The sequence below is a fragment of the Cryobacterium algoritolerans genome, assembly GCF_004402785.1.
Lineage (GTDB): Bacteria > Actinomycetota > Actinomycetes > Actinomycetales > Microbacteriaceae > Cryobacterium > Cryobacterium algoritolerans.
The window spans coordinates 97,274-115,778 of sequence record NZ_SOFP01000009.1; the positions used below are offsets into that span (position 1 = coordinate 97,274).

Genomic DNA, 18,505 nt, shown 5'->3' on the forward strand with positions numbered 1-18,505 from the left:
CGGCGCCCGGAAACGAAGTTGCTCGGGCACGCAGACGGTTGGGGTGTCAGGGGGCGCTTGTGTCTGGTGTTGTTCAGTCCCCGTTGATGATTTCAATGGGGAATATGGGCGTGGGGCTGATCGTGGCGACGACCTCGAAGCTGTCTCCGTTGACGGTATTGATGGGGACGAGGGTGATGTTCAGGGTGGTCAGGTTGGCGCGGGGGATGCTGGTCAGCGCTTTGACGGCGGCTGCCCCTATCTCCCCAGAGATATCGGCCGTATTAAGTGCCCCGGAGGCCACTCTGAGCGTGGACCGGAATGTGAGGACGTCAGGTTCGCTCGCGGCAGGAGTCCGGGCGCGGAGGGCTTCGGTCGCGGCCTGCTGGGCGGCCCGCACGGCCTGCGCGGCCTCGATGAGACTATCGTGGACGACGTCTGAGAACGGGGACACCAAGACGCTGCCAGTCGGACCAGGTTTGGCTGCTGCAAGCCCCCGGGCGTCGCGTTCTTGGCGCTCGGTGGCAGCGAGTGGCGTGTCACTTTCGAAGGGGGCCTCGTCGGACGCGGCGGCCTCGGTCCGTGCTGTCTGGTCGGCGAGCCACCTGCGGAAGCTCTCGACCTGGACTTCTGCGCGCCATCGTTCATTGGCTGCGGCGAGGCGCTCGCTCGCGGTCGGGGGCTCGACACCTAACCGTGAGGCGAGGGTCGTGAGTGCCGGGCCGAGGATGGCGACGGCTTCGTTGATCGTGGTGACGAGCTCGGGGATCGTGCGCGTCTCAGTCATAGTGCCCCTATAATTTCGGCGGTTCGGCGGGTTTGCCTTGGTGCGTTGGTGCGATCGGGTTGCTGGCATCATACCCAGTAGGGCGGGTTGCGGGGCGGCTTCTCCGTGCACGCGCATGCGGTGCGGTAGAGGCTGATTACTCCTCGCCCTCGAGCCGTGGAGCTCAGTGGCATCCATGGAGGGGATCTTCGCAAAATCGTCACGGATGCGCTCGCCACCGAACGGATGCAGCCCCATTCCGACGATGGCAGTGTCAGCGGCGACCTCGCGCCCAAAGATCTCGAAGACGCAGATCTCCGCCGATCGGTCGGGCTGGTCTTCGAAGCCGATCATCCACAACGCGACCAAGCAATTCGGATCAGCGTTCGCGGCGAACCGCGCTTCGATGATGCCGGACAGCGGCGTGTAGAGACGCTGCTCATGTTGGGCCTCGCTGACCCGCAACCCTGACGCGAAATGATGTTGGCCGATGTCGCTGCCGACGGGTCCGGAGAACACCCCAGTCCGGAGATTGGACACCCGCAGGCCGCCATTGTGTTCCGTTGACCATGGAGGCTGGTCCGACTCGATCAGCAATCGGAACCTGCCATTCCGTTGCTCGGAGCACGCCGCGGAAGGCGCGCGGCTACTCCACTGGGGAAGGTACGTCGGAAGCCATCGGGAACGGTCGAGATCGTCACCCTCGAAGTCGTCGACGAAGTCCAGTGCAGCTTGCAGTCTCGACATCTCAGAAATCACATGGCTGCTCCTGCGCGGGCCGGAGGATTCGACCGCTGCCTGATTGCGCCTTTCTTTGATCGGTGCCGGTCCGGTGTGGGGTTTGCGGTGTTCGTTCCGGTCGCGGCACCGGGCGAATCCGGCGCGCGGCTTGAGTGAGTCCAGAGTGCTCGTTGGTGCCGGTGTCGACCAGTGCCGAGACTGCTTTGGCGGAGCGGGTGTCGTAGGTGGCGCGGTGGGGTGCCGGCACTGGTTTTGGGGGGTCGGTCTCGGTGTGCCAACACAGGGTGCCGCGGGTGTCGGTGTTGTCCCAGCCGAGGCCCCCGGTGCCGCCGTGACGGGCGAACACCGCGGGACCCATCGCCGTCGCCAGGGCCTTTCGGACCCGGACGTTGCTGTTGCCGATGGAGATCTTCCGGGACACAGGCCAGTGCTGACCGACCGCCTGCACATGCCCGCGCCGTTCCAGCTCCGTGGTCGACGCGGGAACCTGCAGGCCGGTCGTCGGGGTGGGGACCCCGCGCGGCCCGGCCCGTCCCGGGCACCCCGCGTCCTCTTCCACGGCGGCCGTCAGGGTGTCACACCTGGCTTCGGTCCTGGTCTCGGTGGTGGGGACGACGTCGTCGGGGGTCTGTTCTGATCGGCGTGTCCGCTTGGCGCGTTCAGCGGGAGGCGCCGTCGGGGTCGGGAGCGGTGTCACCGTGGCCGGAGGGAGCGCATCGAGCGGGTCCGCCGACGAGCGGTCCGGGTGCGAACCTCAGGGAGGTGCGTGGGCCGCGCAGGCAACTCAGGCGTCGACGAGCTCGAGAGTGGGTCGCTTCGGCGGCCGTCCGTCGCCGGACGAGCGTCCGGTGAGGCGGCGCCCGATCCACGGCAGCACGTATTCGCGGTAGTACGCGGCGGTGCTCTGCACCCGCTCGGCGGCGGCGGCCTCGACCTCGTCCCATTTGGCGGGCACAGGCACGCCGAGCGCGTCCAGCACGTTGGAGGCGACCCGCGTGTGCCCGAGGGCATTCAGGTGCAGCTTGTCGACCGACCAGAAACGACCTTCGGCGAGTAGCGCGTCTGCCCAATTGTCGACCAGGGTGACCCCCGGGCGCACGAACGCGTCGTGGGCGGCCTCGGCAAGCCGGTCGCCGCGCCGCTGCATGACCGCTCCCATCGGCAGGTGCCGTGACGGGTTCCCGCCGCTGAGCACGAGCACATGCGCGCCGCTGTCGAGGGCGCGCTCGACGACCTGGCCCATCAGGTCGATGACGTACGAAATCTCGACCCGCGGCCGCATCAGATCGTTGCCGCCGCCGCAGAGGGACAGCAGGTCGGGGGTCTGGGCCAGGGCCGGTTCCAGCTGCTCGGCCACGATCGGGCCGAGCAGACGCCCGCGCACGGCGAGGTTCGCGTAGGAGACCGGGGCATCGGATGCCGCGGCGAGGCCGAGCGCGACCAGGTCGGCCCAGCCGCGAAGCTGGCCGCCCTGCAACTCGTCGCCGACACCCTCGGTGAAACTGTCGCCGATCGCGACGTAACGCTGGAACATTAGGATCCCCTCACCCCACGAAAGCCCGGCAGCCCACGAAAGCCCGGCAGCCCACGAAAGCCCGGCAGCCCACGAAAGCCCGGCAGCCCACGAAAGCCCGGCAGCCCGCCCCTGCCCGGATGCGGCATCCGGGCAGGGGCGATGCTACTCGCCGTCGTCATGCGTGTGCCGGGTGCCGTGGGTCTGTTCGACGCCCTGGCTCTGGTCCTTCGGTAGGTTCCAGCGACCGGAGAGCACGTCCCTGGCCTGCTGGGCGGCGCGACGAACCTCTTTGTCAGGGTCGCGCAGGCGCTGCACGATCGTGGCGAGGTGGTCGGCGGTGCCCTGCGCGGCGAGAGCGTGCAGGGCGGCGGCGCGCACGCGCGGCACCTCGTCGGTGGTGAGGCGCACGAGCTTGGGGGCAACCTGGAGGTCGCGCAGCAGGATCACCCGCGCGCACATCTCGCGCACCCGCCAGGCCTGGTTGTTCAGGCCGACCACGACATAGGGCGCGGCGGCCTCGCTCCAGACGTAGAGCAGGGCGCGGGCGCCCCACAACTCCGGCCAGTACAGGGCGGGGGCGCCCTCGAGGATGCCCAGGGCGTGGCGTCCGCCGGCGTAGAGCAGGTAGTCCTTGCCCGCGTTCTTGGCGCGGAGCAGTGCGATGGAGTTGTCGATCACCGTTTGTTCGCCATAGTGCTCGACGGCCGCGTGGATACGCTCCGCCGTCGGCAGGTCGATGGGAAGGTCGGGGTGGGGATCTAATTTGTTATGCATGGCACTGCCAAAACTACCAAGCGCGCGGGGTGCAGGCCAATGCCGGGTTCAGGGGGCTGGGGCGGTTGCGGCTCAGGGGGCCGCGTCTCCGCTCGGAAAGGACCGTTCGAACCCGGTTGCCCGGTCGTAGATGCCGTAGTTGCCGATCTCCCGGTAGCCGAGGCGGCGGTAGAGCGCGAGCGCCTCCGGCTGGGCGTAGCCGGTCTCCAGCCGCACGTGCCGGTAGCCGAGTTCGCGGGCCAGCTCCTCGAGGGCCGCGAGCACCGTGGACGCGTGGCCGGCCCGCCGGTAGCCGGGATTGGTCCACATTCGTTTGACCTCACAGGTAGCCTCGCCGAGGCGACGGATGCCGCCGCCGGCCACGGTGTTCGCGCCGTCGAGCAGCACAATGAACCCGCCGTCCGGCGGATCGAAGGCGTCAGCCTCCACGTCGTGCACCGAGTCGCCGTCACCATAGCGTTCCTCGTACTCGCGGCTGAGATCGGCGAGGAGAGGGGCGACCTCGGGGTCGGCCAGGCGTACGCGTGCGAGTTTCACATCCCCCAGTCTGCCCGATCGGACCGCTTCCCCCCGCGACCGGTAAACTCCTCCTGTGTCTGTCAACCCCGAACTGCAGGGCCGGGTCTTCCCGCCGGTCGCCCCCTATCTCGTCGGCCGGGAGAAGGTGCGCGAGTTCGCGCGCGCCGTCTTCGCGACCAACCCGATCAACCACGACCCGGAGGCCGCGCGCGCAGCCGGCTACGCGGACGTCGTCGCCCCGCCCACGTTCGCGGTGGTCGTGCAGGAGGCAACCCTGGCCCAACTGCTGGCAGAACCGGATGCCGGCATCGACTTCAGCCGGGTTGTCCACGGCGACCAGCGGTTCAGCTTCAGCCGCCCGATCGTCGCCGGCGACGAGCTCACGGCCACGTTGACCGTGGCGAGCGTGAAAAGCCTCGGCGGCCACTCGATGGTGACGGCCGAGTCCCGCGTCGTCGACGCGACCGGCGCCCACGTCGTGACCGCGACCTCCACCCTTGTCGTCAGGGGAGACGAATGAGCATCATCAGTGCCACGCCCTGCCTCGAAGACCTGGTCGTCGGCGCCGTCGTCGCCGAAGCGAGCTTCCCGCTGACGCGCGATTCCCTCGTGCGCTACGCCGGGGCATCCGGGGACTTCAACCCCATCCACTACCGCGACGATGCGGCCGTCTCCGTCGGGCTGCCCGGCGTGCTCGCGCACGGCATGCTCACGATGGGCTTCGCCGTGCAGCCGGTCGTTGATTGGGCGGGCGACCCCGGCCGCATCGTCGACTACCAGGTGCGCTTCACCCGTCCGGTGCTCATTGACCCGGCCGACGGCGCAGTCGTGACGCTTGTCGCCAAGGTCGGCGCGATCGACGCGGATGCCGGCATCGTGCGCATCGATCTCACCGCGACGTTCAACGAGACAACCGTGCTCGGCAAGGCGCAGGCGCGCGTCCGCCTGGCCGCCGCGCCGCTCAGCGAGGCCTGATTCCGTGCCTGATTCCGTGCCTGATTCCGGAGGTCTCGCCGGGCCGCTTCCGCGGTTCGCCGACCTGACGACCATGCGCGTGGGGGGGTTGCCGGCGCGACTGCTCTCCCCGGCCACCGAGCAGGAGCTCGTCGATGCCGCCCTCACAACGTGGGGCTCCGGGGACGAGTGGATGCTGCTCGGCGGCGGCTCGAACACGGTCGTCTCCGACGACGGTTTCGACGGCACCGTGATCCGGGTGCTCACCCGTGGCGTGACGGTGCTGGAGCCCGGCGTGGGCAACGCCGTGGCGGCGGACCGGGTGCGGCTGCGCGTTCAGGCCGGCGAGTCGTGGGACGACCTCGTCGCCCACACGGTCGCGCGCGGCTGGTCGGGCCTTGAGGCGCTCTCCGGCATCCCCGGTTCGACGGGGGCCGCCCCGGTGCAGAACATCGGCGCCTACGGCCAGGAGCTCTCCGACAGCCTGGTCGCGATCGACTTCCTCGACTACGAGACCGGCATTCGCCACCGGATAGAGGCGGCCGAGCTCGAGCTCGGCTACCGAACCTCCGCGCTCAAGCAGGGGCGGCGCGGCCTCGTTCTCGTGGTCGAACTGGAGCTGCACGACACGCAGGCCGAGGCATCCGTGCTCGGCAGTGCACTCAGCCAGCCGGTCGCCTACCCGCAGCTGGCGGGGGCGCTGGGAGTGCAGGTCGGCGACCGGGTTCCGCTGGGCGTGCTGCGGGCATCCGTGCTTGCCCTGCGCGGCGCCAAGGGGATGGTGCTCGACGCCGGCGACCCCGACACGAACAGTGCCGGGTCGTTTTTCACCAACCCGATCGTCTCGCTGGCCTTCTCACGCACGATGCCGGATGCGGCGCCTCGCTGGCCGCTCTCCGACCCAGAGCTGCCCGACAGGGTCATCCCTCTCGACGAGTACTACGGGGTCGGTCCGATCGAGGATGCCACGCCTGTGCGGCTCGTCAAGCTCAGCGCCGCCTGGCTGATCGAGAACTCCGGGATCTCGCGCGGCTTCCGACTGCCGGGGTCGCGTGCGGCGATCTCCAGCAAGCACACCCTCGCGCTCACCAACACCGGCGGGGCGACCGCGGACGAGATCGGCCAGCTCGCCCGCTTCGTGCAGGGCCGGGTGCAGTCGGAATTCGGCGTGATCCTGCAGCCGGAGCCGATGCTCGTCGGCCTGAGCCTCTAGCCCGCCCGCTCTGTAGCCCCCGGATCGTCGTCGCGCCAAATCCTGCTCGCGGCGCAGGGTGGGGAAGCGGGCGCACGTTCTACCCCGCGCCGGGTTCCCGAAGGTGCGCCGCGAGTCACTTTGCTCTGTCGGGCGGCTGCCCCTCAGTACGGTCCGGAGCGCTCAGGTGTCCTTCCGGATCCACCGGAACGTCACCCGGCTGAGCACAAGCCCGACCGCGAGCCAGATGCCCAGGTTGAGCGCTACCAACGGGAAGTCCCACGTGCCGGACTGCTCCAGTGCGGCGAAGCTCTCGGGCAGGAACACCCCGCGCATGCCCTGTGCCATCCACTTGAGCGGGAACAGGCCGGCCACGTTCTGCATCCACTCCGGCAACACGTAGAACTGCAGGTAGACGCCTGAGATGAACTGGAGGATCAGCACGATCGGGATCACCACGGCGGTGGCGCTCTTGCCGGAGCGGGGAAGGGCCGAGAGCGCAATGCCGAGGAAGGCGCAGGTGATCACGCCGAACAGGAAGACCCAGGCGAAGGTCAGCCACTTGCCCGGTTCGGTCGGCAGGTCGATGCCGAGCGCGAACCGGGCAACCAGGATCAGCAGCGCCGCCTGGATCGTCGCGGTCACCAGCACCTCGCCGATCTTGCCCATGAAGTAGCTCAGCGGCGAGAGGGGGGTTCCGCCGAGCCGTTTCAGGGTGCCGTCGCTCTTCTCCCCGGCGATGTCGACGGCGAGGTTCTGCACTCCCGACAGCAGCATTCCCGCGGCCAGCATCCCCGGCAGGTAGTACGCGCCGACGGTGATGCCGCCGGTGCCGTCGGGGTTCGTGCCGATGTTCCCTGCCGCGCCGAACGCCGCAGTGAAGATGCCGAGCATGATGAACGGGAACAGGAAGGTGAAGAAGACGCTGTCGGGGCTGCGGAAGTAGACCCGGGTCTCGTAGATCACCCGGGACGCGCCGAGTCGCAGGATGCCGCCCAGCCCGCCGAGAGACTGGTCGCCGGTGGTGGTGGTGCGGTCGCCGGCGGTGGCGCTACCGGCGCTCATGCGAGCACCTCCTCATCGCTGGTGGCGCCCACAGGGCCGGCGGTGGTGCTGTTCCCGTTTTCGTTGTTGTCTGCGTTTCCGTTCGTGCGGTGGTCGCGGACGAGGCCCAGGTAGACGGCTTCCAGGCTCGGCCGGATCACTTCGAGGTCGGCCGGTTCCCCGCCGGCTGCGGCCAGCCCGGCCACGATGCGGGCCGGCTCCTCTGTGCGCACCTCGTGCAGTGCCCCGCCGGCATCCCGCCAGCGCACCAGCGGCACCCGGGCCTCCGCTCCGCCGATCTCGGCGATGGTGCCGATGTCGATGAGCCGGCCGTCGTTGATCACCCCGGCGCGGTCGCCCAGTTGGGCCGCCTCGTCGAGGTAGTGGGTGGTGAGCAGGATGGTCGTGCCCTCCGCCTTGAGCCGGCGCACCAGGTCCCAGAACTGGTGCCGTGCCTCGGGGTCGAAGCCCGTGGTCGGTTCGTCCAGGAATAGAAGCTCCGGCCGGCCGATGATGCCGAGGGCAACATCCACGCGGCGTCGCTGCCCGCCGGACAGCCTGCTGATGCGGGTCTTCGCCTTCGACGCGAGGCCGACCGCGTCGATCACCTCGGAGACCCGGCGCGGGTTCGGGTAGAGCCCCGCGAAGTGGTTGAGCTGCTCGGTCACGGTGACGTTGCCGCTCTCGCCGGTGGACTGGAGCACGATCCCGAGGCGGGCCTTCCAGGCCCGGCCGGCCCGTTGGGGGTCGACGCCGAGCACGCTCACCTCGCCGGAACTGCGGTCGCGGTAGCCCTCGAGGATCTCGATCGCGGTGCTCTTGCCGGCCCCGTTTGGGCCGAGCAGCGCGAATGTCTCGCCGGCACTGATGTCGAAGCTGATGCCGCCGAGGGCCTCAAAACTTCCGTAGGACTTGTGCAGGTCGCGCACACGCACGACCGGGGATGAGGATTCCATACCAGTAGGGTCCCACTCCTGACCGGCCCGCGAAAGCACCGCCTGCCCAACCGCGCATCCACCGGTCGACGGATGCCCCGCGCCCCTCAGCCGCGAGAGTGCACTTTTCGCCCCCTCACGGTCCGGAGGGGGCGAAAAGTGCACTCTCGCCCCTCGCCGGGGCGACTTGAGGCGAGCGCGGTGGGGGGAGGCGGCGGTGGGGGGAGGTGGCGGGAGCCGAGGGTGGCGGGAGGGGAGCGGGGGCTAGGAGAAGAGGTGCTGGAGGCGCTGGACGCCCTCGAGGAGTTGGGCGTCACCGAGCGCGCACGAGAAACGTAGGTAGCCGCTCGGGCCGAATGCCTCGCCGGGAACCGCGGCCACCTCGACCTGGTCGAGGATGAGGTCGGCGAGCTCGAGCGACGTCGTCGGTGTGACGCCGCGCCAGGTGCGGCCGAGCAGGCCGGTGACGTCAGGGTAGACGTAGAACGCGCCCTGCGGCGTTGGGGTCACCATGCCGGGGATTTTGTTCAGTTCGGCGACGATGACCTTGCGGCGACGGTCGAAGGCATCCCGCATGGCGAGTGCGGCATCCTGCGGACCGGTGAGGGCGGCGATGCCGGCGCGCTGGGAGATGTTCGACACGTTCGAGGAGAGGTGCGACTGCAGGTTGGCGGCGGCTGTCATGGCATCCTGCGGGCCCACCATCCAGCCGAGCCTCCAGCCGGTCATCGCGTAGGTCTTGGCGACGCCGTTGACCAGGATGGTGCGGTCTGCCAGTGCAGGCACGGCCTCCACGATCGACACGGCCCGCTGGGCCGTCGCTTGTCCTGAGCCCGTCGCGGGGTAGGTGAGGTTCTGGTAGATCTCATCACTGATGATCCACAGGCCGTGTTCCTCGGCCCACTCGCCGATGGCCTTCGTCTGCTCAGGGGAGTAGACCGCGCCGGTGGGGTTGGACGGCGACACGAAGAGCAGCACCTTGGTGCGCGGGGTGCGCGCGGCCTCAAGCTGCTCGACCGTGACGAGATAGTCCTGGTCGGCGCCGGCGAAGACGTCGACCTGTACGCCGCCGGCCAGGCGGATCGCCTCGGGGTAGGTGGTCCAGTAGGGCGTGGGAACGATGACCTCGTCGCCCGGGTCGAGCAGCGTGGCGAAGGCCTGGTAGACCGCCTGCTTGCCGCCGTTGGTGACGACCACCTGACTGGGCGAGATTGCCAGGCCGCTGTCTCGGAGGGTCTTGGCTGCGATGGCCTCGCGCAGGTCAGGCAGCCCGGCCGCGGGGGTGTATCGGTGGTTCTTCGGGTCCCGCACCGCGAGGAGCGCCGCCTCGACGATGTGCGGAGGCGTGGGGAAGTCAGGCTCGCCCGCGGCGAAACTGATCACCGGCCGGCCGGCCGCCTGCAGCGCCTTGGCCTTGCCGTCCACCTTGAGGGTCGCCGACTCCGCGATGGAGCCGATTCGGGTAGAGATTCGCTTGAGTTCGTGAGCCACGCTTCGAGCATACGGGGGCAGGCCACCCCGGCGAAGGTGCGGGGGCGTGATTCTCGCCACCGGCCGGCACCCCGGGGGCCCCGGCTTTACTCTCGTCCCGGAGTGACCTAGACTTGATCGAGGTAGTTGAATTCTGCCATCCTTTTTTGCGCCCTTTTCGATGTGTCCGTTCGGACTCGTCCAAAAGCCGTGACAGGAACTGGCGCTCAGGATTCTCTCCATAGGGTGGTGGCTCAATTGGTAGAGCAGCGGTCTCCAAAACCGCAGGTTGCAGGTTCGAGTCCTGTCCGCCCTGCAAGTCGGTGGCATTCCGTCGGCCCATGAAAGGTGTGAACAGGTGGCCCGAAAAGTTGTCGACGAACCCAGTGAGGAAATCGTCGCAAGCGCGAGAATGGCGCGCGATTCCAAGCGCAGCCCGTTCGCTCGGATGACCCTGTTCATCAAGCAGGTCATGGCTGAGCTCCGCAAGGTCGTCACGCCGACCCGCAAGGAACTCCTGAGCTACACGGGTGTCGTGCTGGTCTTCGTGGTGATCATGATGGCCCTGGTTTCCGCACTCGACTGGGTGTTCGCGCTCGTCGTGACATATGTGTTCGGAACGCCAAGCGGCTGAACGGATGCCGCCCAGGCGGCTCCCGCAAGGATTCATGGCAACGCTGAACGGGTCACGCTTTCGTGCCCAGGCAATAGATAAGGATTGAGATTTAGTGACTGAGACGAATCACGACGATGTCGACTGGGCCACCGCCGCCGAACAGTCCTCAGACGAAGACGAGGCGCAGGAGGGCAACACCCTCGCCGCCGAAGAAGACTCCGTCGAGGCCGCCGAGCAGGCAGCCGTGCACGTGTTCGACCCGAACGTCGGCGTCGAAGACAACCTCGACGCCGCGCTCGACGCGCTCGCCGAATCGGTCGACCCCGAGGCCGACGCACTCGTCGACGACGCCCTCGACATCGACTCCGACGACGAAGCGGATGCGTCCGCCGAGGCCGTGCAGGACGAAGAGGCAACCGAGGCCGCCGAGGCCGAGGAAGCCGTCGACGAGGACCCGTACGCGGAGTTCCGCAAGGAACTGCGCTTCCAGCCGGGCAAGTGGTTCGTCATCCACTCCTACGCCGGCTTCGAACGCCGCGTGAAGTCGAACATCGAGAACCGCAAGCAGTCGATGGCCATGGAAGATTTCATCTACCAGGTCGAGGTTCCGATGGAAGACGTCGTCGAGATCAAGAACGGCCAACGCAAGATGGTCACTCGCGTGCGCATCCCCGGCTACGTGCTGGTGCGGATGGACCTCAACGAAGACAGCTGGTCCGTGGTTCGGCACACCCCCGGCGTCACCGGCTTCGTCGGCAACGCCCACAACCCGACCCCGCTCCGCTTCGAAGAGGCTTTCGGCATGCTGAAGAGCCTCGTCGAGATTCAGGAAGTCCCCACAGCGAAGTCCGGCGGCGGCCACGGTGGCAAGGTTCCGACCCGCGCCCTCCCTGCCGAGATCGACTATGAGATCGGCGAGACCATCACGATCAAGGAAGGCTCCTTCGCGGGCCTGCCCGGATCAATCAGTGAGATCAAGGCGGAGAGCGGCAAGCTCATCGTGCTGGTGTCCCTGTTCGAGCGCGAGACCCCGGTCGAGCTCAGCTTCGACCAGGTCACCAAGCTCTAAAAAGTTTCCAGTTCACCGGGGCCCGTCCGGGCCACCGGGAGAGCGGCCCTCGCGGCTGCTCGTCATCATAAAGAAGGAAGAACAATGGCACCGAAGAAGAAGGTAACTGGTCTGATCAAGCTGCAGATCAAGGCCGGCGCCGCCAACCCCGCACCGCCCATCGGGCCGGCGCTTGGTCAGCACGGCGTCAACATCATGGAATTCTGCAAGGCCTACAACGCCCAGACGGAATCCCAGCGCGGCAACGTCATCCCGGTGGAAATCACCGTCTACGACGACCGTTCATTCACTTTCATCCTGAAGACCCCGCCCGCGGCGGAGCTCATCAAGAAGGCTGCCGGCGTGGCCAAGGGCAGTGGCACCCCGCACACCGTCAAGGTTGCGAAGCTCACCAAGGCCCAGGTCCGCGAGATCGCCGAAGCGAAGATGGTTGACCTCAACGCCAACGACCTCGACGCCGCGTCGAAGATCATCGCCGGCACCGCCCGCTCCATGGGCATCACGGTTGAGGCCTGAGCCTAAACCCCCGGCATCCCGCCACCCAGCAGTTCGTGGAAGAGCCAGCCAGGCTCGCACCACACTCTCAAATTTTTGTACAGGAGATTCAAATGGCACAGAAGTCAAAAGCCTACCGGGCCGCGGCCGAAAAGATCGAAGCCGACAAGTTCTACACCCCCGTTGAGGCCGTCACGCTGGCCCGCGAGACCGGTTCGGCGAACTTCAACTCGACCGTTGAGGTTGCCCTCAAGCTCGGCGTCGACCCGCGCAAGGCGGACCAGATGGTGCGTGGAACCGTTATTCTTCCTCACGGAACCGGCCGCACCGCCCGCGTCATCGTCTTCGCAACCGGCCCGGCCGCCGACGCTGCAATCGCAGCCGGCGCCGACGAGGTTGGTGGCGACGAGCTCATCGAAAAGGTGGCCGCCGGCTACACCTCGTTCGACTCCGCCGTCTCGACCCCGGAGCTCATGGGCAAGGTGGGCCGTCTCGGAAAGGTGCTCGGCCCGCGTGGCCTCATGCCGAACCCGAAGACCGGCACCGTGACGCCCGACGTCGCGAAGGCCGTGTCCGACATCAAGGGCGGAAAGATTGAATTCCGCGTTGACAAGCACGCCAACGTGCAGTTCGTCGTCGGCAAGGCATCCTTCAGTGCCGAGCAGCTCAATGAGAACATCGCCGCAGCGCTCGAGGAGATCGTGCGCCTCAAGCCCAGCTCGTCGAAGGGCCGTTACATCATGAAGGGCGCCGTGTCGACAACGTTCGGCCCCGGCATCCCGCTCGATGTGAACAGCATCTAGGCAACTGCACCACCACGAAGGGCCCGTCGCGAGACGGGCCCTTCGTTCGTTCGGAACGCTCTGTTCAGTGGGTGACGGATGTCGACCGCGCGTTGTCGGGGTGGGCGCGAAGCATCGCGGCCACGGCGATCGCGTCGCCCTCCGGCTGGTGCGAGGCACTGTGCGGCTTGGCGATCAACAGGTAGAGCAGCCCGCTGCCCATCACGACGAAGAGTCCGATCAGCACGATCCAGTCGTCGAGGAACACCCCGGTCGTGCCCGGCCTGGCCAGCAGCACCATCGCGAAGATCCCATAGGCAAGGGCGATCACGTTGATCACGAGGCCGAACCGGCCCAGGTTGAACGGCCCGGCGGGACGCCAGCCCTTGATCCGCTGCCGAAGGGCGGCGAGCACCACTGCCTGGAATGCCACGTAGATGCCGATCACCGCGAATGCCGTGATCCTGACCAGCAGGGTGGTGCCGCCCACGTAGATCAGGAGGCAGAGCAGCAGAGGGATCGTGCAGGCCACGATCAGGGCGTTCACCGGTACCGCGGTGCGGGTTGACACCCGGGAGAGCCAGGTGTGGCCGGGGAGCATTCCGTCCCGCGCGAAGGAGAAGAGGAGCCGGCTGGCGGCAGCCTGCAGGCTCAACACGCAGGACAGGAAGGCGGTGAGCGCGACCACGAGGAAGATCTTCGCGCCGACCGAGCCGAGCGAGGCGTCGAGGATCGCGGGGATCGGGTCGATGTCCTTCCCGTTCACGATGGCCTGAAGGTCGGGGGCGGCCAGGACGTAGCCGCCGAACGAGAACAGTGCGGAGACCCCGCCGACGAGGATGGTCAGGATCATCGCGCGCGGGATGCCCCTGGCCGGGTTCTCGACCTCCTCCGCCACGTCTCCGCAGGCCTCGAAGCCGTAGAACAGGAAAAGCCCGGCGAGGGCCGCGCCGAGGAATGCGGCGGCGTAACTTCCGTTGCCCTGCACGCCCATGCTGTCGAAGAAGGCGCTGAACTCCTGCTTCCGTTGGAAGATCAAGAGGTAGAGGCCGAGCCCGACGACGCCCACGAGTTCGGCGGCAAGCCCGATCCGGGCCACCCGGCCCAGGGTCTTCGTGCCGGAGAAGTTCAAGCCGAAGGCGACAACAAGGAAGAGCACCGACAGTCCCAGGGTGACCTCGTTGGTCACCGGGGCGTTGATCAGATTGGCGAGGAAGCCGGTGCCGAACTCGGCGACAGCGGTGATGGTCACGATCATCGCCCAGACGTAGACCCAGGCCGCCATCCAGGCGTAGCGCTTGCCCCAGAGCCTGCGGGTCCAGGGGTAGATCCCGCCGGCGATCGGGTACTGCGAGACGACCTCACCGAAGACGAGCGCGACCAGCAACTGGCCGCTGCCGACGATGATCAGCCAGAAGATCGAGGGCGGCCCGCCCGTGCTCAGGGCGAGCGCGAACAGCGAATACACGCCGACGAGCGGCGAGAGGTAGGTGAAGCCGAGGGCGAAGTTGGCCCAGAGGCCCATGGAGCGATGGAAGGAGTTCTCGTAGCCGAGGGCTTTGAGGTGCTCGCTGTCGCCGAGCCCCTTCTGCGGGGACGGGTTGTCGTTCATGATGACCTTTCCGATCAAGCCGGAGGGACGAGCGACCACCCACCTGGCCGCGACACCTCACTGTGTGTGCTCAACATACTGGACCGGGAACACCAAAAGGTATAGAACCGAATGATTTACTTTCTTCGGCGTGTTGAACCCGCGCACGGCGGGCGAGCGTGGTGGTCGAGCTCGTCGAGACCCGGCCGGATCGACGGCTACGGGTCGTGGCGCGGCTCGTGGCTGATCAGCCCGACCGTGTTGCCCTCGCTGTCTCGGATGAATGCCAGCCACTCGTCGGTGCCGGCCGGACCGAGCGAGTCATCGGTGTGGCTGAAGATGATGTGCGGCGGGTCGACGATCTCCACCTGCAGCCCGCGGAGGCGCTCGACCGCCGCCGCCACATCGTCGACCTGCAGGTAGACGAGGGCGGAGGCCGCCGCCCGCTCGAGCAGCAGACGGGACCGGCCCACGTTGAAGAAGAGCAGGCCGGGGGGATCGAACCTTGCGGCCGGCGGGCCCCCGAGTAGGAGCTCATAGAAGGCCGACGCCCGGTCGAGGTCGTCGGCGTGCTGGGCAACCTGCAGAATCTCCATGGTGTCCTCCACCACGATCATCCGTTGACAGGGCGGCCCTGTCCACCCCGGACTCGTGCGTCAGCCGATATAGCTCATCACGTGTTTGATCCGGGTGTAGTCCTCGAGCCCGTACATCGAGAGGTCCTTGCCGTAACCGGAGTGTTTGAACCCGCCGTGCGGCATCTCGGCGACGAGCGGAATGTGCGTGTTGATCCAGACGCAGCCGAAGGAGAGCCGTTTGGCCGTACGCATCGCGGTGGCGTGGTCCCTGGTCCAGACCGAGGAGGCAAGGCCATACTGCACGTCGTTCGCCCAGGCGAGCGCCTCTGCCTCGTCGGTGAACTTCTGCGCGGTGATCACCGGGCCGAAAAACTCCTCCTGCACGGCCTCGTCGGCCTGGCGCAGGTTGGCGACGATGGTCGCCTCGTGAAAGTAGCCCACGCGGCCCTGGCGGTGCCCGCCGAGGACGATCTCGGCGTGGTCGGGCAGTCGGTCGATCACGGCCTCGATCCTGGCGAGGTGGTCGGCGCTGGAGAGGGCGCCGAAGAGGATACCCTCTTCGCGCGGTCCGCCGGTGCGGGCGTTCTTCCTTGCATGGGCGGCCAGGGCGGCGACAAACTCGTCGTGGATGCCCTCCTGGACGAGCAGCCGGGTGGCAGCGGTGCAATCCTGGCCGCCGTTGTAGAACGCGGCCGCGGTGATCCCCTCGACTGCGGCCTGGATATCGGCGTCGTTGAACACGATCACCGGGGCCTTGCCGCCCAGCTCGAGGTGCACGCGCTTGAGGTCAAGGGCCGCGGTGCCGGCGACCTCCATGCCGGCGCGCACCGAACCGGTGATCGAGACCATCTGCGGCGTGCGGTCGGTGACGAGGGCGCGGCCGGTCTCACGGTTGCCGGCCACGACGTTGAAGGTTCCGGCGGGCAGGAACTCAGCGGCGATCTCGGCCAGCAGCAGGGTGGACACCGGGGTTGAGTCGGAGGGTTTGAGCACGACCGTATTGCCGGCCGCGAGGGCAGGGGCGATCTTCCAGATCGCCATCATCATCGGGTAGTTCCACGGGGTGACCTGGCCGATCACGCCGATCGGCTCCCGCCGCACCATCGAGGTGTGGTCCTTGAGGTACTCCCCGGCCGCCTTGCCTTCGAGTACGCGTGCGGCCCCCGCGAAGAACCGCACCTGGTCGATCATCACCTCGACCTCGTCGGCGACGATTCCGGCGCGCGGCTTGCCCGTGTTCTCGCTTTCCACGTCGGCGATCTCCTCGGTGCGGGCCTCAAGGGCGTCGGCGAACCGCAGCAGTGCCAGCTGGCGCTCGCCCGGGGTCGTCTCGCCCCAGGTCTCGAAGGCCGTGGCCGCCGCGCCGAACGCGGCCGCGACATCCGCTTCGGTGGAGACGGGCGTCTGTGCGTAGATCTCTTCGGTGGCGGGGTTGATGATGTCGAGCCGGTCAGTGCCGGCGGAGTCGACATGCTGTCCGTTGACGAAGTTGCGGAGTTCGCGGATGGGCATGGCCGGCCTTTCGGGAGTGTGGCGAGCACGGCAGTTCTGCCGTGTCGCCCGCGAGCCGGGCGGCTCGCCGTTCACGACGTTACCGTAAATCATCTGGAATGCAATGTTTAAATTGCGGCCAGGGCGATGCGGGTTGCGATGAGGAACGGGGTGCCGGGGCAGGGGAGCAGATCGTAGCCGTCGGCCGGATGCCGCCGGTTCGGCAGGATGTCGCCGGCCGGGAGCGTTGGCTCGGTCGAGATCACGACGCGGCCGGACTGGTTGACGAGCACGACCGGCCCCGCCAGGGCGAGGAAATGCGGCAGCAGCACCTGCTCCAGGCGCTTCACGTAGATGTCGGCACCGACGACCCCGATCATCCGCTCGCCCAGCCGCACCGGCTTGGTGAGGGTGATGATGTAGTCGCAGGTGCAGAGCTGGTCGACGTAGGGGCCGGTCACGTGGGTCTGGTTGGTGGCCGCCGGCACCGCGTACCACTCGAGTTCGCGGAAGTCCCGAAGGTACTCGGTGTGCACCCGGGTGGCCAGGTCGAGCCGGCTGGCACCGCTCGTGTTGCCCAGCAGTGGATTCGACGCGAGCGGGCCGAGCCACCAGGCGAAGTGCGCGTCGCGGCCGTTCACGTATTGTGGGGCGGCGATGAAGCCCGCGCCGATCAGGAGGGATTCGGCGGCCGACGGGGTGTCTGCGGCGGGAGAGTCTGCAGAGGCGAGCAGCGCGGGCACCACGAGGGATTCCACGAGGATGTCGAGGTCGGCCCGGTCGGGAACGGCTGCGGCGATCTGGTCGCGCCAGTCGTCGAGGGTGCGGAACACCCGCGCGAAGATGTCGCCGACCTCGGTCGCGCAGCTGACATAGGTGGTCCGCCCGGCCGGTCGCGCCGTGGGCCTGGCCGTCTCAGGCGTCGTCGACGATGGCATCATCACGGCGTCCTCCTCGCTCGATCCGGGCCTTCATGGTGAGGAGCCACTCGCCGAGCAATCGCACCTGATCGGCAACAAGGGTGCGGGCTGCCTGGCCGTCGCCGTGGGTGATGGCCAGGGCGATCCGGCCGTTCAGCCCGGTGACCTGGGCGCGGGTGTCGGGGTCGCCGAGCCCGAGGAGGAGCAGGGGACCGAATTCGGCCTGGAGGCGGATTTGCTCGCGCACGAGCCGCGGGGACTGGCTGAGCACGGCGAGCTCGAGGTAGAAGCCGCCCGCGTTGGTTCGGGCGCGCGCGGTGGTCGAGAAGTCGGCGTGGAGCAGCCAGGCGTCCAGCCGTTCGGCATCGACGGCGGATGCGCGGAGGGCGGCTCGTTCGGCGCAGCCTTCGGCGATCGTGGAGAAGTAGACGGCCAGGTCCGAGAGCTCGACCTGGGCGAGGCCGCGCAGCCGGGACTGCAGCAGGGAGCCGGGCGGAGCATCCGCCTTGATCACGAAGCTGCCGCCGCCGCGCCCGCGCCGGGTCTCGACCAGGCCGGCGTCGCGTAGGATGACCAGGCCCTCGCGCACCGTGATCAGGGCAACGCCGAAGCGGCGGGCCAGTTCCTGCTCGCTCGGGAGGCGCTCGCCCGGGGTGAGCAAGCCGAGGATGATGGCGTCGGTGAGGCGGCGCGCGACCTGCTCGGCGCGGCCGGCCTCAATGAGCTGCGCGAAGATCGCTTCCCGGGCACCGGGTCGCAGCTGAGCCTTCATAGGCCCAATCTAGCCGACACCCAGCCGGGTGGCGGGAAGTTAATCATGCGATATAGGATCACACCAAGTCCGACCATCGCCGCTGCCCGGTGATCCGTCGTGGACCCGGGAACGAGGTGGGCGAGTGCTGCACGAGGCGCACGAGGCGCACGAGGCCCACGGACACAACGGCCCGTTGGACGGGGTGCGGGTCGCCGAGGCCCAGGACCGACCCCGGCTCCCCAGACCCCGTTCCGTTGACCTCAGTAAAGGACACTCGTGACCGCCTCAGGCCGCCCCACCCCGCTCGTCCACAGCCCCC

20 protein-coding genes and 1 tRNA gene are annotated in these 18,505 nt (G+C 68.0%); 9 read left to right on the forward strand and 12 right to left on the reverse strand.

Annotation, left to right across the window (positions count from 1 at the left end; translation table 11 throughout):
• Positions 1–73 precede the first annotated feature (73 nt).
• On the reverse strand, positions 74–766 hold the full coding sequence (locus E3O19_RS17605; protein WP_166804415.1) for a hypothetical protein: 693 nt from the start codon (positions 764–766) through the stop codon (positions 74–76).
• 156 nt (positions 767–922) lie between these two features.
• Between E3O19_RS17605 and E3O19_RS17610 the strand changes: the two genes are divergently transcribed.
• On the forward strand, positions 923–1,216 hold the full coding sequence (locus tag E3O19_RS17610) for a hypothetical protein (protein ID WP_166804416.1): 294 nt from the start codon (positions 923–925) through the stop codon (positions 1,214–1,216).
• A 1,054-nt stretch (positions 1,217–2,270) separates the two neighbouring features.
• Here the strand turns inward: E3O19_RS17610 and E3O19_RS01615 are convergent.
• The 3 genes from E3O19_RS01615 to E3O19_RS01625 all read right to left on the reverse strand — a co-directional run bounded on the left by E3O19_RS01615 (position 2,271) and on the right by E3O19_RS01625 (position 4,313).
• A complete protein-coding gene (locus E3O19_RS01615) occupies positions 2,271–3,020 on the reverse strand; it encodes an SGNH/GDSL hydrolase family protein (protein ID WP_134564869.1) in 750 nt (249 codons plus the stop codon).
• A gap of 144 nt (positions 3,021–3,164) precedes the next feature.
• Positions 3,165–3,776: a HEAT repeat domain-containing protein gene (locus tag E3O19_RS01620; RefSeq protein ID WP_134564870.1), complete on the reverse strand. Its 612-nt coding sequence runs from the start codon at positions 3,774–3,776 to the stop codon at positions 3,165–3,167.
• A 72-nt stretch (positions 3,777–3,848) separates the two neighbouring features.
• Positions 3,849–4,313, reverse strand: coding sequence for a GNAT family N-acetyltransferase (locus tag E3O19_RS01625; protein WP_166804417.1), 465 nt, complete (start codon positions 4,311–4,313; stop codon positions 3,849–3,851).
• A 55-nt stretch (positions 4,314–4,368) separates the two neighbouring features.
• Here E3O19_RS01625 and E3O19_RS01630 point away from each other — a divergent pair, with 55 nt between their 5' ends.
• From E3O19_RS01630 to E3O19_RS01640, 3 genes are read left to right on the forward strand one after another with little or no spacing between them, the layout of a single operon-like run.
• Positions 4,369–4,815 (forward strand): MaoC family dehydratase N-terminal domain-containing protein, encoded by a 447-nt coding sequence (locus tag E3O19_RS01630; RefSeq protein WP_134564872.1) that lies wholly within the window; start codon positions 4,369–4,371, stop codon positions 4,813–4,815.
• Complete coding sequence (locus E3O19_RS01635; RefSeq protein WP_134564873.1) at positions 4,812–5,270, forward strand: MaoC family dehydratase; 459 nt, start codon at positions 4,812–4,814, stop codon at positions 5,268–5,270. The genes E3O19_RS01630 and E3O19_RS01635 overlap by 4 nt, the downstream gene beginning before the upstream one ends.
• Positions 5,271–5,286: 16 nt before the next feature.
• Entirely contained in the window at positions 5,287–6,462 is a 1,176-nt protein-coding gene (locus E3O19_RS01640) for a UDP-N-acetylmuramate dehydrogenase (RefSeq protein WP_277613000.1), read from the forward strand.
• 162 nt (positions 6,463–6,624) lie between these two features.
• Here the strand turns inward: E3O19_RS01640 and E3O19_RS01645 are convergent, their stop codons facing one another.
• The 3 genes from E3O19_RS01645 to E3O19_RS01655 all read right to left on the reverse strand — a co-directional run bounded on the left by E3O19_RS01645 (position 6,625) and on the right by E3O19_RS01655 (position 9,911).
• The gene (locus E3O19_RS01645) at positions 6,625–7,506 is read right to left on the reverse strand and encodes an ABC transporter permease (protein ID WP_134564875.1); all 882 of its coding nucleotides are present in this window, start codon (positions 7,504–7,506) and stop codon (positions 6,625–6,627) included.
• Complete coding sequence (locus tag E3O19_RS01650) at positions 7,503–8,441, reverse strand: ABC transporter ATP-binding protein (protein WP_134564876.1); 939 nt, start codon at positions 8,439–8,441, stop codon at positions 7,503–7,505. Before E3O19_RS01650 ends, E3O19_RS01645 begins: the two co-directional genes overlap by 4 nt.
• Positions 8,442–8,684: 243 nt before the next feature.
• Positions 8,685–9,911, reverse strand: coding sequence for a pyridoxal phosphate-dependent aminotransferase (locus E3O19_RS01655; protein ID WP_166804418.1), 1,227 nt, complete (start codon positions 9,909–9,911; stop codon positions 8,685–8,687).
• Between the two features lie 222 nt (positions 9,912–10,133).
• Here E3O19_RS01655 and E3O19_RS01660 point away from each other — a divergent pair.
• The 5 genes from E3O19_RS01660 (at position 10,134) to rplA (ending at position 12,873) form a co-directional block, all read left to right on the forward strand.
• Positions 10,134–10,206 (forward strand) — tRNA-Trp (locus tag E3O19_RS01660).
• Positions 10,207–10,248: 42 nt separating this feature from the next.
• On the forward strand, positions 10,249–10,524 hold the full coding sequence (gene secE, locus E3O19_RS01665) for a preprotein translocase subunit SecE (protein ID WP_134564878.1): 276 nt from the start codon (positions 10,249–10,251) through the stop codon (positions 10,522–10,524).
• 94 nt (positions 10,525–10,618) lie between these two features.
• Complete coding sequence (gene nusG, locus E3O19_RS01670) at positions 10,619–11,575, forward strand: transcription termination/antitermination protein NusG (RefSeq protein WP_134564879.1); 957 nt, start codon at positions 10,619–10,621, stop codon at positions 11,573–11,575.
• Between the two features lie 84 nt (positions 11,576–11,659).
• The gene (gene rplK / locus E3O19_RS01675; RefSeq protein ID WP_134424703.1) at positions 11,660–12,091 is read left to right on the forward strand and encodes a 50S ribosomal protein L11; all 432 of its coding nucleotides are present in this window, start codon (positions 11,660–11,662) and stop codon (positions 12,089–12,091) included.
• A gap of 92 nt (positions 12,092–12,183) precedes the next feature.
• Complete coding sequence (gene rplA, locus E3O19_RS01680) at positions 12,184–12,873, forward strand: 50S ribosomal protein L1 (RefSeq protein ID WP_134564880.1); 690 nt, start codon at positions 12,184–12,186, stop codon at positions 12,871–12,873.
• A gap of 64 nt (positions 12,874–12,937) precedes the next feature.
• Here rplA and E3O19_RS01685 read toward each other — a convergent pair whose 3' ends face one another.
• The 5 genes from E3O19_RS01685 to E3O19_RS01705 form a co-directional block, all read right to left on the reverse strand.
• Positions 12,938–14,464 carry an APC family permease gene (locus E3O19_RS01685; RefSeq protein ID WP_134564881.1) on the reverse strand — a complete coding sequence of 509 codons (1,527 nt, stop codon included), beginning with the start codon at positions 14,462–14,464 and terminating at the stop codon, positions 12,938–12,940.
• A 197-nt stretch (positions 14,465–14,661) separates the two neighbouring features.
• The gene (locus tag E3O19_RS01690; protein ID WP_134564882.1) at positions 14,662–15,039 is read right to left on the reverse strand and encodes a VOC family protein; all 378 of its coding nucleotides are present in this window, start codon (positions 15,037–15,039) and stop codon (positions 14,662–14,664) included.
• A gap of 60 nt (positions 15,040–15,099) precedes the next feature.
• A complete protein-coding gene (locus tag E3O19_RS01695) occupies positions 15,100–16,533 on the reverse strand; it encodes an aminobutyraldehyde dehydrogenase (protein WP_134564883.1) in 1,434 nt (477 codons plus the stop codon).
• A gap of 107 nt (positions 16,534–16,640) precedes the next feature.
• Positions 16,641–17,453 (reverse strand): cache domain-containing protein, encoded by an 813-nt coding sequence (locus E3O19_RS01700; protein WP_420898572.1) that lies wholly within the window; start codon positions 17,451–17,453, stop codon positions 16,641–16,643.
• Positions 17,428–18,204, reverse strand: coding sequence for a FadR/GntR family transcriptional regulator (locus E3O19_RS01705; RefSeq protein WP_134564885.1), 777 nt, complete (start codon positions 18,202–18,204; stop codon positions 17,428–17,430). Before E3O19_RS01705 ends, E3O19_RS01700 begins: the two co-directional genes overlap by 26 nt.
• Between the last annotated feature and the right edge of the window lie 301 nt (positions 18,205–18,505).

Coding starts and splice junctions, on each gene's coding strand:
- E3O19_RS01700 (WP_420898572.1), bottom strand. CDS start 17,453: ATGATGCCATCGTCGACGACGCCTGAGACGGCCAGGCCCACGGCGCGA.
- rplK (WP_134424703.1), top strand. CDS start 11,660: ATGGCACCGAAGAAGAAGGTAACTGGTCTGATCAAGCTGCAGATCAAG.
- E3O19_RS01620 (WP_134564870.1), bottom strand. CDS start 3,776: ATGCATAACAAATTAGATCCCCACCCCGACCTTCCCATCGACCTGCCG.
- E3O19_RS01650 (WP_134564876.1), bottom strand. CDS start 8,441: ATGGAATCCTCATCCCCGGTCGTGCGTGTGCGCGACCTGCACAAGTCC.
- E3O19_RS01690 (WP_134564882.1), bottom strand. CDS start 15,039: ATGGAGATTCTGCAGGTTGCCCAGCACGCCGACGACCTCGACCGGGCG.
- E3O19_RS01685 (WP_134564881.1), bottom strand. CDS start 14,464: ATGAACGACAACCCGTCCCCGCAGAAGGGGCTCGGCGACAGCGAGCAC.
- rplA (WP_134564880.1), top strand. CDS start 12,184: ATGGCACAGAAGTCAAAAGCCTACCGGGCCGCGGCCGAAAAGATCGAA.
- E3O19_RS01705 (WP_134564885.1), bottom strand. CDS start 18,204: ATGAAGGCTCAGCTGCGACCCGGTGCCCGGGAAGCGATCTTCGCGCAG.
- E3O19_RS01645 (WP_134564875.1), bottom strand. CDS start 7,506: ATGAGCGCCGGTAGCGCCACCGCCGGCGACCGCACCACCACCACCGGC.
- E3O19_RS01695 (WP_134564883.1), bottom strand. CDS start 16,533: ATGCCCATCCGCGAACTCCGCAACTTCGTCAACGGACAGCATGTCGAC.
- E3O19_RS01615 (WP_134564869.1), bottom strand. CDS start 3,020: ATGTTCCAGCGTTACGTCGCGATCGGCGACAGTTTCACCGAGGGTGTC.
- E3O19_RS01635 (WP_134564873.1), top strand. CDS start 4,812: ATGAGCATCATCAGTGCCACGCCCTGCCTCGAAGACCTGGTCGTCGGC.
- E3O19_RS17605 (WP_166804415.1), bottom strand. CDS start 766: ATGACTGAGACGCGCACGATCCCCGAGCTCGTCACCACGATCAACGAA.